Source organism: Marinomonas sp. THO17 (assembly GCF_040436405.1).
Classification (GTDB): domain Bacteria; phylum Pseudomonadota; class Gammaproteobacteria; order Pseudomonadales; family Marinomonadaceae; genus Marinomonas.
Genome location: NZ_AP031575.1, coordinates 70,050 through 84,524 on the forward strand (window position 1 = coordinate 70,050; position 14,475 = coordinate 84,524).

The window sequence follows — 14,475 nt, forward strand, 5'->3', positions numbered from 1 at the left end:
AAAATTGTCTTATAAATCAGGGTAAAGGGCTTTTAGTTGGCTGGCTTGAGAGGGTTTGGCAATGCCGCTGACATACTCTTCAAGGGCGTCAGCCAAAGGTTCACCATGCCATTCATGAGAAGGGTTGTTGGAGTACATCATGAGTTCTGCTTCCATGAGCAATTGGGTAACTTGTACAGACGTTAGCCGTTTGATGTCATCCAATGTGCGAATTTCGTGGTCGCCCCAACGATGACGTGCCCACTCTAGTAAGTTTGCACGTAACTCAGAAAGTTGATCATTATGACAGGTCGTCAATAACTGTTGAAACGCAGTGGCTTCATCTGGTGTAGCAAGCGGTGCGAACTCTTGCAGGGTCGGAACCGATTCTTCAATCCTTTCTGAGTTTGGTTTTTGACGGCGTAAAATTATCCACCAAGCCAAGGTGAATATAGCCATAGCGAATAGGGTGTATATCAGAAGGGTTTTGAACGACCAAGTTTCATTATCAGACTCAATGATGGTTGGAGGAGCAGTTAAGCTTGGTTCAGATTCAACTTCGGCTTTAGGTTCTGGTTTCTTTTGCAGTGAAATCGGTGCGGTTGAGCTTGGTTGTGCAGGCAAAGGTGTGGTGTCAATGCTAGGCGTTTGCTTATTATTTTTAATGCTTGGCAGTGGTGCAATGTTTATGCTGTTGGTATTGGCCACCGCATGAACCAGCTTGGCGTTGCGAGTGTCCCAGTAGCTAATGTCGATGTCTGGCAATTGCAGATTGCCTTGTGCCGTAGGCACTACTTCTACTTGTATACTTTGTTCACCGATGACGCCATTGGCATTCTTACTGGTACTGAATTTGGGGGGTTGTGGGTAAAGTTTATAATTTCTTGTGCTATTGAAATCTAATGTTGGAATTTGCTCTGGTAATGATCCTGTTGCGCGAATGTGAATGTTCCACAATAAGGTATCACCAACTCGGGGAGTATCAGAAGTAGACGATAGTTTGCTAGTGACTTCCACTGATTGACTTGGCAACCAAGCGTCGGCTACATAACTGGCAGGAATAGGAAGTACCTGTAGGCTTAATGGCTCGCTTTGAACCTTGATCAAGCGACGGCCAAAAGAGGTGTTCACCATGGCTTGAATGCCTTGGGGTGAGATTGTGAGTAAACCACTGCGTTGTGGAAAACTTAAGTAATCACGAGTAATCACCTGGTATTGCGTGCCATTGATGGTTTCATAGGTCATTTGATCATCGCTCAAACGTTCGATGACTAAGTCTGGATGGCTTGGCACAGTACGATTGGCATTTTGTAATGCAACCGAAGTATAAAGTTTGACTCGTAAAATTACCTGTTGTTGTAGATATGGTTCGTTGTTTGAAGCCTCCATGCGAACAATAACGGGAGGGTTGCCATTATCATCAAGCAGTTGAGGTGAGCTTTTCACTTCTAATTTGATTGGCTGGGACTGATGATCGCCAATCCTAATGGCAGGAATTTCTATGGTGCCAACAGATTTGGGCATAAGTGAAACGACCCAAAAGTTGAGTGCTTTGCTGGTGCCAAGGTTAAAACTGAATTGACTGTTTTGACTTTTACCTAATACCTCAAAATCTTTTTGTAACGGGCTCAAATCTGGACCATTACCTGTATTACTGAAATCGGCTTTTAGGGTCAGTTTAACAAGTGTATTTTCGGTGACTACTTTTTTGTCTAGGGTTGCGGTTACCGTGTCTGCATAACTGAAAGTGGACAAAAGCAGGGTGCAGCAGAAAGCCAGACAATAGTTCATTAGCCATCTTTTGTGAGCCTGATAGCAAGTGATGTTTGACTGTCTTACCATGGGTTCATCCCATCCTCTTGTCTTAATATATTCTGATCGCGTTTTTCTTGATGCAAATATTCTAATTTGCGTTGCAATAAGCTACCAGGGTTGTCCTGTATTTGACGTAGCCATTGTTCCAATGCTTGTTGGCTCTCAAGTTGACTTTGAGTTTCTTGATCGCCCTTAGAGGTATTATCCTCCGCTGAATCGCTCTTGTCTTGTGTTTCGTTATTTTTGTTTATTGTTTCTTCCGGTTGAGACTCTTGCTTAGCTTGTGACTCAGATGGCCGCGATGTTTTTGAGTCTTGATCTTTCTGTGGTGAAGGGTTTGGTGTGTTTTGCTGTGATCTTGAGTTTTGCTGTTGTTCTTTTTGTTGCGCTTTTAAATAGTCGAGGTTTTGTTTGGCAACAGTTAGTTCTGGATCTTGTTTTAGCGCTGCTTCGTAGGCTTGTATGGCTTTGTCTGATTGACCAGAAAGAGCATAGGCGTTGCCCAGGTTATAGTTATCAGAAGCGTTGCGCTCTAAGCTCTCTAAATGTTCTATGGTGTCTGAGTATTGTTCCAGCGCATAGGCCGAAGCGGCTTGCCAGTCGGGTCTTTCAAATAACTCACTGGCGGCTTGCCAATTACCTTGATCAACCAATTGTTGTGCTTTTTGGTCTTGCGTGCGGAACCAGTTTAAAGGTGATGCCATGAGGGGTTTACTTGGTAGGTTTAAAATACCAACCAATAGAAGGAAAAGTACGCCCCGACGAAATTGATAAGCCAGCCAAATTAATAATGGAATAGCGAACCAATGTCCCTGATCTTGCCAAGTGATACCTTGATTGTCTGCTTTTTCTCGATTGTCTTGTGAGTCGAATGTCTGATTTATTTTCTGTAATTCCTTGTTGGTAAGGCGGCCATGATAAAAGTGGCCATTAAGAGATTGAGTAAAGCCGCGTAATTTTTTAATGGGGGTTTGGGGAATAATGGTTTGGTTAGCGCGTTTTAATAATCTGCCGTTCGGTAGCTTAATAGTGCCGCCTTGAGGAGTGCCGATAGCAATCAAATTGAGACGAACGTCTTGATCCTTAAGTAACTCTGGGATGCGTACTTCATCTTGCGCAGAAATATCGTCGGTTAGCACGATTAAATGCAATACACTATCGCTCTTGTTAAGTTTAATCGCCGTATCAATAGCATCGGCCAAATTATTACCATAGATTGGCATTATGATGGGTTCGAGGGCCAACAAAAAGTGTGTGATGGTGTCTCTGTCTTGAGTGAAAGGGCTGATGACATAACTGTCCCCAGCGTAAGCGACTAAGGCAATGTCGCCGCCTTTGCTGCTGCTTAATATGTCACGTACTGTTTGTTTTAGCTGAGTTTGGCGATTAGGCTGAATGTCTGTGGCGTACATGGACAGTGATTGATCCACCACAATCACGGTTTTTTCACTGCTTAAATACATAGGTTGGGTGGTTTTTTGCCAGCTGATGCCTGCTATACCAAGCCAGCACAATAAAATGCTAAATAGTCCTAACCATTTATTTAAAGAAGGTATGTTTTGTTTCTCTTGTAAATAGGGTAGAAGATGCGAATCAACAAGGTTATTGAGCTTTTTTTGTTGATCTTGCTGGGCATGAAAGAAATACATTGCTAGTAAGCTAATGGGAATCAAGACTAGCCATTCAGGGCGATCAAAATGCAGACTATCAAATAAGGTCATTGTGCACCTCGACGTATTTGAATGCCTTTAGTGAGTGCCAGTGCGATAATCATACAAAGAATAGAAATGACAGCTAGCCAGTGAAATAAACTGGTAATAGGGCGCTGCCAGATATCTTCCGATGGGGTGGGTTCGAGTTGATCAAGCTCTTGATAAATGGCTTGTAGGTCTTCTGTACTGCGGGCTCGAAAGTAATGCCCACCGGTTTGTTGAGCTATGTCTTGTAACAGGCTTTCATCCAAATCACTGGAGGGGTTGATGATTTTGGGGCCAAAAAAGCCTCGCATTACCATTTGCTCAGCGCCCATACCAATGGTATGTACGCGTACTTGCTGGGAGGCGGCAAAAGCCGCTGCTTGACTGGGTTGCACTCGTCCTGCTGTATTGGCACCGTCGGTCATTAGGATAAGTACTTTTTGTTCGGCTGGTTTATCTTGTAGTTGCTTGATTCCTAATCCTATGGCATCACCAATGGCGGTACGTTGCCCAGCAAAACCAATTTGTGTTTCTTGGACTAATTGATTAATGGTTTTGGTGTCAAAGCTTAATGGTGCTTGTAAGAAGGCTTTGCTACCAAAAACTATAATGCCAATACGATCACCACGGCGTTGGTTGATAAAGTCAGACAGTACCGATTTGGCAACCTGTAAACGATCAGCAACTTGGTTTTCTAATGTCATGTCGGTAATTTTCATGCTGCCCGAAAGGTCTAAGGCAATCAATAAATCTCGCCCAGAAGGTGTTACTTGAGTGGGGTCTCCCAACCAAGTTGGGCGACTCATTCCTAAGACTAAGGTAACCCACGCCAGCCAGAGCATTAGTTTGGCAAGTTTGGTATGACTTGAAATACGGCTTTTGCTTTGATTTTCAATCAACTCACGACTGTGAGCCCACCAAATGGCGGCGTAAATCGTCTGTGCGCGTGGCAGTTTGCTGACCAGCCAAGGCAGTGGCAACAGCACGAATACCCAAGGCCAAATAAACTCAAGCACGATGCCTCCTGATCCAGTATCGGGTCGTTGCTATCATGGTGTCTAGTCGTTCTTTGTCTAACGCTACGTGTTGCTGGTAGGGTGCCGAAATAAAAATGTCGCCTAACTGTGAAAACTGGCGTTTTGTTGGCATGTCTATATCAAGATAAGCAACTAACTCTCGGCTGCTGAGTGCGGCTTTTTGCTCTTGACCTAAACTCACCAAACAACGGCGTATCAATTCGTGACACAGAACAATGGTATCTTTGGCTGAACATTGTGGAAGTTTGCTGTTAAGCAGGGCAAGTGCTTCTCGTCGATAGGCGCGTTTATGATAGCGTCTTATCCACCACCAAATTACCATCATGATGCTACTCAATAAAACAACAATTATTGGCCAAGTCCACCAAACTGGTGGCCACATGGCAATGGCATCAGGCAGTAGGTAGGCTTTATTAGGCAACTCAGTGGCGGAGGTGGATGGTATCATTAACCTAGCGCTCCCATAGAAAGTAAACTTCTGGCAATGCCTTCAGGTGGTTCGCCTAGATCAAATAGAAGATGCTCTATACCTAAATGGTTTAACTTGTGTTTGAGTTGCTGGTTATGTTTGATAAAGCTAGCACGGGCTAACTCTGCACTAGTATGACTAACATTGACTAGATCACTGCCTTTGGCATGTTTTATATGGTACTGTCCTGCAGCCAAATTAAAGGCGTTGTCGTCAATAATTTGTACCCAAAAAACCTTGTTGTGCTCCGCCAAATAATGCAAGTGTGCCAGCTCTTGAGGGGACAGTGACTGCTTATCTGTCAGTAGTATGATGTCTTTGTTTCTCATCTTTTTGGTAATGGCATCAGGCTTGGCAATTTGCAAACTGGCTTGGGCTTGGCTGCGATTGATAATCTGGCTAGCGCGAGACAGCAGTTGAAACAGCATAGACAGATTGCTCAACTTTTGTTGTTGGTGATCTTCACCAGCAAAACAAAGACGATAAGTAAGCACATCACCTTGTTGTTGACTTCGCCAAGCAATGATAGCGGCCAGTTGAATAAACCGAGTGGCAATGAAAGTATGGCGTGTGCCGAAATAGGCATCTGCCGAAAGATCCAGCATTAGCAAGCGCTGATGTTCGTGCTCTTGTGCGTATAGGCGAGTATGGGCTTTTCCTGTGCGAGCGGTAACTCGCCAATCAATGTGACGCAAATCATCGCTTGGTTGATAAGCCCGCAACTCCAGCATTTCCAAGCCTTGGCCTTTTAGGTGTGAGTATTTATCACCCGTGTTGAACGCGTAATGCTTGGCTTTTGGTGCGCGTCCTAAATGTTTCGCGTAATGGGCAAATACAGCAAAATCCGTTTCTGTAAGTTCTGGTGAAACGGGTGACAACAATAAGCTCATAGTGCAATCACCTGTTGATCAAAGTGTTGGCACATGACTTATCAGGCGACCTAATAGATCGTCGGTAGAAAGACCACTGGCTTGAGCTTCAAAGGAAGTAATGACGCGATGGCGCAGAACGGGTAAAGCCACTCGGCGCACATCGTCTGGAGTCACAAAGTCACGTCCTTCTAGCATGGCATTGGCGCGGGCGCAGCGATCCAAGGCGAGGGTGCCGCGTGGGCTTGCGCCAAATTCTATTAGGTGCAGATCTTGTGCTTCTTTACCCAGGAAAAGTTCTGGTTGGCGTGTGGCCATGACCAGTTGCACTATGTACTGTTCAACGTTTTCTGACATATATAAGCTTAGCGCTTGCTGTTGCAGAGCCAGAATTTGTTCAGGGTGACACAATGCTTGCACTGTACTGTCTTGAGTTTTATGTAGATCTTGTTGACGCACCAAACGTAATACTTCGAGTTCGCTTTTAGCGCTTGGGTAAGCCAAATTAATCTTCATCATAAAGCGATCAAGCTGGGCTTCAGGTAATGGGTAAGTCCCTTCTTGCTCAATAGGGTTTTGGGTGGCGATAACGAAGAACAAAGGTGGCAAAGCGTAACTTTGATTGCCCACTGTGACTTGTTGTTCGCCCATGGCTTCCAGTAGGGCGGATTGTACTTTTGCGGGGGCTCGGTTGATTTCGTCTGCCAACACTATGTCATTAATAATTGGGCCAGGTACGAAACTAAATTGCCCGGTTTCTTGTTGGTAAATGTCTGATCCCGTAATGTCACCTGGTAACAAATCAGGCGTAAATTGAATGCGTTGGAAACGACCTTCAATGGCATTGGCGAGGGCTTTTGCGGCAGTGGTCTTGGCAATGCCTGGTGGACCTTCTAATAGCACATGACCATTGGCGATTAATGCCACTAACAATTCGTGTGTTAAATCCTCCTGACCAATAATGGCTTGATTGAGATGATCTTTTAACTGCTCAACAAGAGATAGCATCGAATTGAGGTTCCTTATACTTCTGTCAATAATCGAATGAAAACTTTATAATAGCGCCCATCTTATCGGATTCAAATCTTTACGCACAGAGCTAACTTTGTAAGGGTAACGTAAGCGCGGAACGGAAAAATGGCAAAAATTGTACTAACGGTGGCTTTGCCTGCTTTTAAATATGAGGCCATGTATGCTGGTGCCGCCAAAAACTTGGTTGCCAGCAGTTTGGATGGGCGCAAAGTACAATTACCATTATCTGCTTTTCAATCTTTTGTGACACACCAAGGGATTCATGGTCTGTTTGAAGTGGAATTTGATGATAGGAATAAATTGGTTGGTGTGACTAGACTCAAATAACCGCTGCCAACTTAGATGACGTATTCAGGAGCTTTTGTATGTATCAGTTTGCCCGCTCGCTATTGTTTAAACTTGACCCCGAAGTATCTCATGAGCTTTCTTTGGATATGCTCGCGGCGAGCAGTCGATTGGGCTTGAATAAGCTGTTTGCGGATTTACCCAATACCAAACCGGTTGATCTGATGGGGTTAAGATTTCCGAATGCGGTGGGCTTGGCCGCAGGATTGGATAAAAATGCCGATGCATTTGAAGCCCTTGGGGCCATGGGATTTGGCTTTGTGGAAGTAGGTACTGTGACCCCCAGAGGGCAGGCGGGTAACCCCAAGCCACGTCTTTTTCGTTTGCCTGAACATCAAGCCATCATTAATCGCATGGGGTTTAATAACAAAGGTGTTGATCACCTTGTGTCGCGTATTAAAAAGCACAAGTATCCGGGTATTTTGGGCGTTAATATTGGTAAAAATTTGACTACCTCAGTAGAAGATGCAGCGGCGGATTATTTAGCTTGCTTAGAAGCCGTGATGCCTTATGCGGATTACGTCACCGCTAACATCAGTTCGCCAAATACCCCAGGCCTGCGTAGTTTACAGTTTGGCGAAAGTCTAGCGGAATTGATTTCGCCTTTGGTATCCGCCCGTGACCGCTTTCAAGAAGAGCACGGAAAATGTGTGCCTTTGGCGGTGAAAATTGCCCCAGACATGAGCGACGATGAAATCAAATTGGTGGCAGATACCCTAGTTGAGCAAAAAGTAGATGCCATCATTGCTACCAATACGACTTTATCTCGGGATGCTGTTACAGATCATCCTTTGTCGGAAGAAGCCGGTGGTCTGAGTGGTGCGCCTTTAAATGAAGCATCGACACACGTGGTGTATGTGCTTGCTGAGCATTTAAAAGATGCTTTACCTATTATTGGCGTTGGCGGTATTAGCACGGGAGCTGATGCCGTTGAGAAACTCCAAGCGGGTGCGAGTTTGGTGCAAATCTACTCTGGTTTTATTTATCGTGGGCCAGAGTTGGTGAAAGAGGCTGTTGCTAGTACCGATGCTTATTATCGAGAGCTTGATTTGAATAAGTAATTAAGCGGAATGATTTGCCTGTGTCGTTTGACGGCACAGTACGAGGCGGGATTCATATCCCGCCTTTGTTATTTTGGCGAAACCGCCAAACATTGAATTTAATCAAAAGTAGCCATAAATGAACCCTATGACAGACACACCTGAATCAAGCCTATACGCTTTAGAAATTACTTGCCCAATTGGCATGGAAAACGTACTTGAAAAAGAATTGCATGCTGAAGGTTTAACACAGACGCGTTTAGGTGAGGCTCAGGTAAAGCTCACCACGGATTTAACCGGTATCTATACCGCTTGCTTGTGGTCGCGTGTTGGTACTCGAGTCATGCTGCCCATTAGTCAGTTTAAGATGGAAACAGCGGATGACTTATATGCAGGTGTCAAAGCCATTAATTGGTCTGAGCATTTATCTGTAACCAATACCATTGCTATTGATTGTCATGGTACCAACCATCACATCCGTAACACTCAGTTTGGTGCGGTTCGCACCAAAGATGCAATCGCAGATTACTTTGTTGCTCTGACAGGTCAGCGTCCAAGCGTTGAAAAGAATCAGCCGGATGTGCGTATTGCAGTGCGTATTAAGCGTGACCAAGTGACGGTCAGTATCGACTTGTCAGGTGAAAGTATGCATAGACGCAGCTATCGCCAGCAGGGTTCGATGGCGCCTTTGAAAGAAAACCTTGCTGCGGGTTTATTGCTGCGAGCAGGGTGGCACAAAGACACACAATGGCGTCAGTTGATTGATCCTATGTGTGGTTCGGGCACCTTTTTGGTCGAAGCCGCTTTGATGTCATTGGACATAGCACCAGGTTTACGTCGTCATTACTGGGGCTTTAAAGGCTGGAAGCAGCATGATCATAGATTGTGGCAACAACTGAATGATTTGGCTAAAAATCGTAAAAAAGATCCTCAGACTTTAGGAGTGCGTTTTCAGGGCACAGATCGTGAGCAAAAATCCATCGCAGCAGCCCGTGAAAACATTAAACGTGCAGGTTTAACGGGTGTGATTGATGTGACCTTGTCACCTTTTCAGCAACATGAATTTGATATTGATAGCAGCCAAACGGGACTGGTGATTACCAACCCTCCTTATGGTGAGCGGCTTGGAGACGAGATGGCATTGATTGCCTTATATCGTCAATTGGGAGAATGGGTGGTGAACCATGCAAAAGGTTGGCAATTGATGATGTTGACCAGTAATCATCAATTGGCGCGCCAGATTCCTGTTCGTCCAGAGAAAAGTACTCGTGTCATCAATGGTGGTATTGAATGTCGTGCTTATCAATTTCCAGTAACCGACAACACTATTAAAGCCGATGCTGTGGCGCAATCTGTTATGACTCCGGGGGCTCAAATGGTGGCGAACCGTTTGCAGAAAAACCTTAAGAAGATGAAAAAATGGCTGGAGCGTAACAAAATTCAATGTTTTAGAGTGTACGATGCGGATATGCCCGAATACGCTGTAGCCATCGATTTGTATCAGGACTGGGCGCACGTTCAAGAATATCAGGCACCGAAAAGTGTTGATCCAGAAAAAGCAAAGCAGAGACTGTTTGAAGTGGTGTCTGCTATTCCTAGTGCCTTGCAGATTGCTGAATCCAATGTAGTCGTGAAGCATCGTCAGCGTCAGGCAGGCAAAGGTCAGTATGAAAAACTGGATCAGTCGCAGCATGAAATGGTGGTGGAAGAGCACGGTTGTGACTTCATTGTTAACTTGAAGGACTACTTGGATACAGGTTTGTTTCTTGATCATAGGCCAGTGCGCAAATTGATTCAGGAGAAAGCCAATGGTGTTCGTTTTCTGAATTTATTCTGTTATACCGCATCGGCTTCTGTACATGCAGGTCAAGGGGGCGCGCGTTCTACTTTGAGCGTAGATATGTCTAATACCTATACGGATTGGGCGCGTCGTAACATAGTATTAAATGAATTTTCTGAACGAGATCATAGGGTAGAAAGAGCGGACTGTTTTGAATGGTTAAAACAAAACAAAGACGAGTTTGATCTGATTTTTATGGATCCGCCAACGTTTTCTAATTCCAAAAAAATGGCCGATGTTTTGGACATTCAGCGTGATCACGGCGAACTAGTACGTTTGGCTATGGCGAGATTGGCAACAGGCGGCGAGCTGATTTTCTCAAACAATTATCGACGTTTTTGTTTAGACGAGGATTTGTTGAATGACTTTGACGTTGAAGACATCACTAAATCTACCTTAGATCCAGATTTTGAACGCAACAACAAGATACACCAATGTTATATCATCAAACATAAATCTGGGCGTTAGATGAGGAATCCAGTATAATTTCTTGAAAATTTTATAAAATCTATTTTTTTATAATTAAATCATTGTTTTTAAAGAGCTTATAAGTTTCCTAATATGAGAAAAACATTTCGTCTTGTGATCAGTTGTCCCGATCGTGTTGGGATTGTTGCGGCAGTCAGTCATTTTTTAAATGAGCGCTCTGGCTCGATTATTGAAGCCAGTCACCATACTGACTTAGAACAAAAATGGTTTTTCATGCGTCATGATATTGATGCTGAAAGCCTATCGATTGATGTGGATACTTTCCGTAAGGAATTCTCTTCGATCGCTGAAGAATTCAATATGCGTTGGTACGTGAAGGACAGTGAAGATCGTCCTAAAGTCATTCTAATGGCAACCAAAGAATCCCATTGTCTAAACGACATCATGCATCGCTGGCATACTGGTGAGCTGGCGTGTGAAATCGTTGGTGTGATTGCCAATCATGAAGACCTTCGTTCTATGGTGGAATGGTACAATGTGCCTTATTTCTGCATTCCTGTGCCGAAAGAAGACAAGATGCCAGCATTTCAAGAAATTGAGGCGCGTATTGATGAAACGGACGCAGACACAATTGTGCTAGCCCGTTATATGCAAATATTTCCAGAATATTTGTGTGAAAAATACAAGCATCGCGTGATTAATATTCACCACAGTTTCTTGCCTTCCTTTATTGGCGCTAAGCCATATCACCAAGCCGCGGTGCGCGGTGTGAAATTGATCGGGGCCACTTGTCATTATGTGACGGCTGACCTGGATGCTGGGCCTATCATTGAACAAGACGTTATCCGTGTTCGCCACAGTCATTCTGCGGAAGACATGGTGCGGTTAGGGAAAGACATTGAAAAGCTAGTACTGTCTCGTGGTCTACGTTATCACTTGGAAGACAGGGTACTGGTTCATGGTAACAAAACGGTAGTCTTTGCTGATTAAACGTAGCAACTAACTTATGCAGTAAAAAATGGAAGGCTTGGGCTTTCCATTTTTTTTATGTTTTTTTAATTTTTGTAATCTTAAGTGAGTGGGCATCTTCGTTTTCCCGAAAAGCGTCTATAGTTAACGAATGACTATAGTAAGAGACGGCTTTAAGAGGGAAATTATGAAACTTAAATTAACGCCAACTCAAAATTTATGCGTTGGTTTTTTGGAGTCAGGATTTAAGTTAGTGCAATTGGGCGAGCAATATTATTTTGTTAAAGGCGAGCGTCGCCAAAAAGTGCTCCCTAAAACCCTAGACGCTTTAGTGAATCGCGGAGCGTTATCCTTTACTGACGAGGGCGATTATATTTTAAGTGATGAGTTTGTAGCCCATCGCAAAAGAATGCGAGAGTCTGATCAAAGTGTTCCTATTAAGCATTAGTGAGTAGTTCTGCTTATTGACCCAAGTATTTCAATGTTGAAATCTTGGGTCTTTTTTTGTCTGTCATCTGCGCTATTGAACAGACTTGGGCGTTTGAGCGAATAAGTGTCCAACAGCCTGAGCTAATTGTGAACTGATACGCTCACTTCGCAATAATTGCCACAATGGCTGTTTGGTTTCAGGGTGCTGGCTAAACTCCGCTGTAATTTGTTTAAAGGCAATGAAAGCATCCTGACGATGTGCCAGTTTTTCCATAATAATGCGTAACAGCTGTGGATTAAGTGCAATCCAATGAGGGCATTTTGCTGCTAACGCGGCTATAAGGTGAATGTCATCATCATTGCATTGAGATAAATCCCCTAATAGTCCAAATAATGGCAATAACAATTGCTCAACAAATTCTCCTTTAGATAGGGCTCTAACATAACTGGCGCGCAACATAGGATCTTGCTCTTCACCAAGTTTGGCCAAAAGACTATCGCGAATTTCATTGGGTAGGGCTTGATGCTCTAGGGCATGACACAAAGCCGACACGAAAGGTGCAGGTGCCTTGGCTAAGGCCTTGAGTGCCAATTGGTGTTCTTCTGGCTGATCCACTCGCACTGCTAATTCAGCGATTCCTTGCAATCCTAAAGATTGCCAAGAATCAGAGTGGCTATCAATATCGCCTCGCAAATACTGGATCACATCGGCAAAGTAACGCGAAGTATCTTGGTGAAGGTCTTTTGCTAAGATGGCATGAAAACTCGCCATGCGTTCTTGGTCCGGTTTGAATGCATAAGGGCTGTCTTCCAATGCTTCCGATAAACCTTCTTCTTGCCCTTTATGCAAAATTTTATCAACAATGCTTTTGATAAAGTGGTCACGAGTGCCTAGGTTGAGAGCGCCAGCTTCATCTAATGGTAGCTTGAGAAACCAAATGACAGCTTCTGTATTTTGTTCTTGCCGTTCACCTTGGGTGTTTCTTAATAAGCATGCTAACCAAGCGTGCTGGCGAAAAGGGTAAGGATAAGCTTGCTGCTTACGATCAAATTGAATGGCTTGCTGCGGAGTGATTCTATTAATACAGCGGCCGAGATCATAATAGGTTACTTGGCAGCCGACCATATTAAACAGGTCGGAAAGAGATTCGATTTTATTCATAACTAAATTTTTACTCAGCTTGCCGATAACATACCGAATGTTATTTATATCGGTGATCAATAGATAACCCTATTCTACTGTTTTTGTTGGGAGAAATCAGTTTGAATCAAGGCTTTTTACGCCATCATATTTTGGCGGACTTGCTAATGGATTTGCAGCTTTGTATGCAAGAAAATGCTCTGTGGGAATCTGACGAACCTAGTCAACAAGCACGGCAAAGCCAAGAACCTTTTTGTATTGATACTATGAGTTTTGAACAGTGGTTAAGATATGTGATGATCGAGCGTTTCAAGCGGCTGATAGAAGAAGCTGCCGAGTTACCTACTCGGTGCCATATATCGCCAATGGCAGAAGAGGTTTATAAGGATTGCCCAAATGTCAATTTGCCTTGTTTAATTCAATGTTTGGACCGAATTGATAGACATTTAAGCAGTTAGAGAGAGGCGTAATTTGAATCCTTTGCAGATAATTGAGGATTTACAATGGTTGGTGGAAGGGCATGTCCTTGAGTCCGATTTTGATTTGTCTCCATATTGGTGTGCTGATTTAGAGCAAAGATTAGCTAAACTGAGACAAGACAATCAACCATTATTGGATCGAATTGCTCGCACCAAGTCACATTTTTTAGGCAGTTACTTTGAGGCCTTGTTTAGTTTCGCCATTGAACAGTTAACAGAGTTAAAAATTATCAAAGAGCACTTCCAAATTGATCAAATGGGTAAAACGTTAGGGGAAGTGGATATGTTAGTGCGTTTGCCTACGGGAGAAATTCATCAGTTTGAAATCGCTATTAAATTCTATTTGCAGCGACCAGACTTAGCACCAAATGATTGGATTGGCCCGAATAAAAACGACAGCCTGCATAAAAAGGTAACAAGGGCTCGTCAACATCAATTAACCTTACTATCAACAAGTGTAGGTAAACAATGGCTTGAGCAACACAATATCACTTCCGAAGTTGAATCCAATTTATTGATCTTTGGTCGTTTTTATATGGCGTTGAATAATTCGCGAGCAATTGAGCTTTGGTTTGCTGAAGAGGTCTTAGGTGGTTGGATTCGTGCCAGTCAATTTATACAGCTTCAAGCGTATTTTTCGTGTTTTTATGTTTTACAAAAGCCGCATTGGATGTCAAACCCTTTAGAAGATGCTAATTCCACTTTCTTTTCTAGAGAAAGTGCTTACAATCTTGTAAGCCTTTTCCTACGAGATGAAAGGCCAATACATCTTTTTATGCTGCCTTCGTTAGGGGCAAGCAAGGTTAGCGGTAAATGTATTTTTGTGGTTCCTGATCATTGGTGAAATTTTTTGTTTATTCAGAAACAAAGTCGCTGTAGTATCTGTTGTATTCGAGTTGTATTGA

General features: G+C 43.6%; 14 protein-coding genes. 7 read left to right on the forward strand and 7 right to left on the reverse strand.

The genetic code is table 11. The features are described 5' to 3' along the window. Nucleotides 1-9 precede the first annotated feature (9 nt). From ABXS85_RS00350 to ABXS85_RS00375, 6 genes are read right to left on the reverse strand one after another with little or no spacing between them, the layout of a single operon-like run. The gene (locus ABXS85_RS00350; protein ID WP_353668063.1) at nucleotides 10-1,770 is read right to left on the reverse strand and encodes a BatD family protein; all 1,761 of its coding nucleotides are present in this window, start codon (nucleotides 1,768-1,770) and stop codon (nucleotides 10-12) included. A 44-nt stretch (nucleotides 1,771-1,814) separates the two neighbouring features. Beyond that, entirely contained in the window at nucleotides 1,815-3,515 is a 1,701-nt protein-coding gene (locus tag ABXS85_RS00355) for a VWA domain-containing protein (RefSeq protein ID WP_353668064.1), read from the reverse strand. Next, on the reverse strand, nucleotides 3,512-4,507 hold the full coding sequence (locus ABXS85_RS00360; protein ID WP_353668065.1) for a VWA domain-containing protein: 996 nt from the start codon (nucleotides 4,505-4,507) through the stop codon (nucleotides 3,512-3,514). The genes ABXS85_RS00355 and ABXS85_RS00360 overlap by 4 nt, the downstream gene beginning before the upstream one ends. Further along, a complete protein-coding gene (locus ABXS85_RS00365) occupies nucleotides 4,500-4,976 on the reverse strand; it encodes a DUF4381 domain-containing protein (RefSeq protein ID WP_353668066.1) in 477 nt (158 codons plus the stop codon). The genes ABXS85_RS00360 and ABXS85_RS00365 overlap by 8 nt, the downstream gene beginning before the upstream one ends. Beyond that, entirely contained in the window at nucleotides 4,976-5,887 is a 912-nt protein-coding gene (locus ABXS85_RS00370) for a DUF58 domain-containing protein (protein WP_353668067.1), read from the reverse strand. The genes ABXS85_RS00365 and ABXS85_RS00370 overlap by 1 nt, the downstream gene beginning before the upstream one ends. 18 nt (nucleotides 5,888-5,905) lie before the next feature. Further along, nucleotides 5,906-6,874, reverse strand: coding sequence for a MoxR family ATPase (locus ABXS85_RS00375; RefSeq protein ID WP_353668068.1), 969 nt, complete (start codon nucleotides 6,872-6,874; stop codon nucleotides 5,906-5,908). Nucleotides 6,875-7,003: 129 nt separating this feature from the next. Here ABXS85_RS00375 and ABXS85_RS00380 point away from each other — a divergent pair, with 129 nt between their 5' ends. From ABXS85_RS00380 to ABXS85_RS00400, 5 genes are all read left to right on the forward strand, one after another. After that, nucleotides 7,004-7,225 carry a DUF2835 domain-containing protein gene (locus tag ABXS85_RS00380; protein WP_353668069.1) on the forward strand — a complete coding sequence of 74 codons (222 nt, stop codon included), beginning with the start codon at nucleotides 7,004-7,006 and terminating at the stop codon, nucleotides 7,223-7,225. A gap of 38 nt (nucleotides 7,226-7,263) precedes the next feature. Beyond that, nucleotides 7,264-8,304 (forward strand): quinone-dependent dihydroorotate dehydrogenase, encoded by a 1,041-nt coding sequence (locus ABXS85_RS00385; protein ID WP_353668070.1) that lies wholly within the window; start codon nucleotides 7,264-7,266, stop codon nucleotides 8,302-8,304. A gap of 118 nt (nucleotides 8,305-8,422) precedes the next feature. Then, nucleotides 8,423-10,591 carry a bifunctional 23S rRNA (guanine(2069)-N(7))-methyltransferase RlmK/23S rRNA (guanine(2445)-N(2))-methyltransferase RlmL gene (rlmKL, locus tag ABXS85_RS00390; protein ID WP_353668071.1) on the forward strand — a complete coding sequence of 723 codons (2,169 nt, stop codon included), beginning with the start codon at nucleotides 8,423-8,425 and terminating at the stop codon, nucleotides 10,589-10,591. Nucleotides 10,592-10,684: 93 nt separating this feature from the next. Continuing rightward, nucleotides 10,685-11,542 carry a formyltetrahydrofolate deformylase gene (purU, locus tag ABXS85_RS00395; protein WP_353668072.1) on the forward strand — a complete coding sequence of 286 codons (858 nt, stop codon included), beginning with the start codon at nucleotides 10,685-10,687 and terminating at the stop codon, nucleotides 11,540-11,542. Nucleotides 11,543-11,708: 166 nt separating this feature from the next. Next, complete coding sequence (locus ABXS85_RS00400; protein WP_353668073.1) at nucleotides 11,709-11,969, forward strand: formyltetrahydrofolate deformylase; 261 nt, start codon at nucleotides 11,709-11,711, stop codon at nucleotides 11,967-11,969. 72 nt (nucleotides 11,970-12,041) lie between these two features. On the opposite strand, the gene ABXS85_RS00405 is transcribed toward ABXS85_RS00400, so the two are convergent. Next, complete coding sequence (locus ABXS85_RS00405; RefSeq protein ID WP_353668074.1) at nucleotides 12,042-13,112, reverse strand: DUF3549 family protein; 1,071 nt, start codon at nucleotides 13,110-13,112, stop codon at nucleotides 12,042-12,044. A 101-nt stretch (nucleotides 13,113-13,213) separates the two neighbouring features. On the opposite strand from ABXS85_RS00405, the gene ABXS85_RS00410 reads away from it, so the two are divergent. Both ABXS85_RS00410 and ABXS85_RS00415 read left to right on the forward strand, forming a co-directional pair. Beyond that, entirely contained in the window at nucleotides 13,214-13,549 is a 336-nt protein-coding gene (locus tag ABXS85_RS00410; RefSeq protein WP_353668075.1) for a YqcC family protein, read from the forward strand. Between the two features lie 22 nt (nucleotides 13,550-13,571). Beyond that, the gene (locus ABXS85_RS00415; RefSeq protein WP_353668076.1) at nucleotides 13,572-14,414 is read left to right on the forward strand and encodes a DUF1853 family protein; all 843 of its coding nucleotides are present in this window, start codon (nucleotides 13,572-13,574) and stop codon (nucleotides 14,412-14,414) included. The last annotated feature ends 61 nt before the right edge of the window (nucleotides 14,415-14,475 follow it).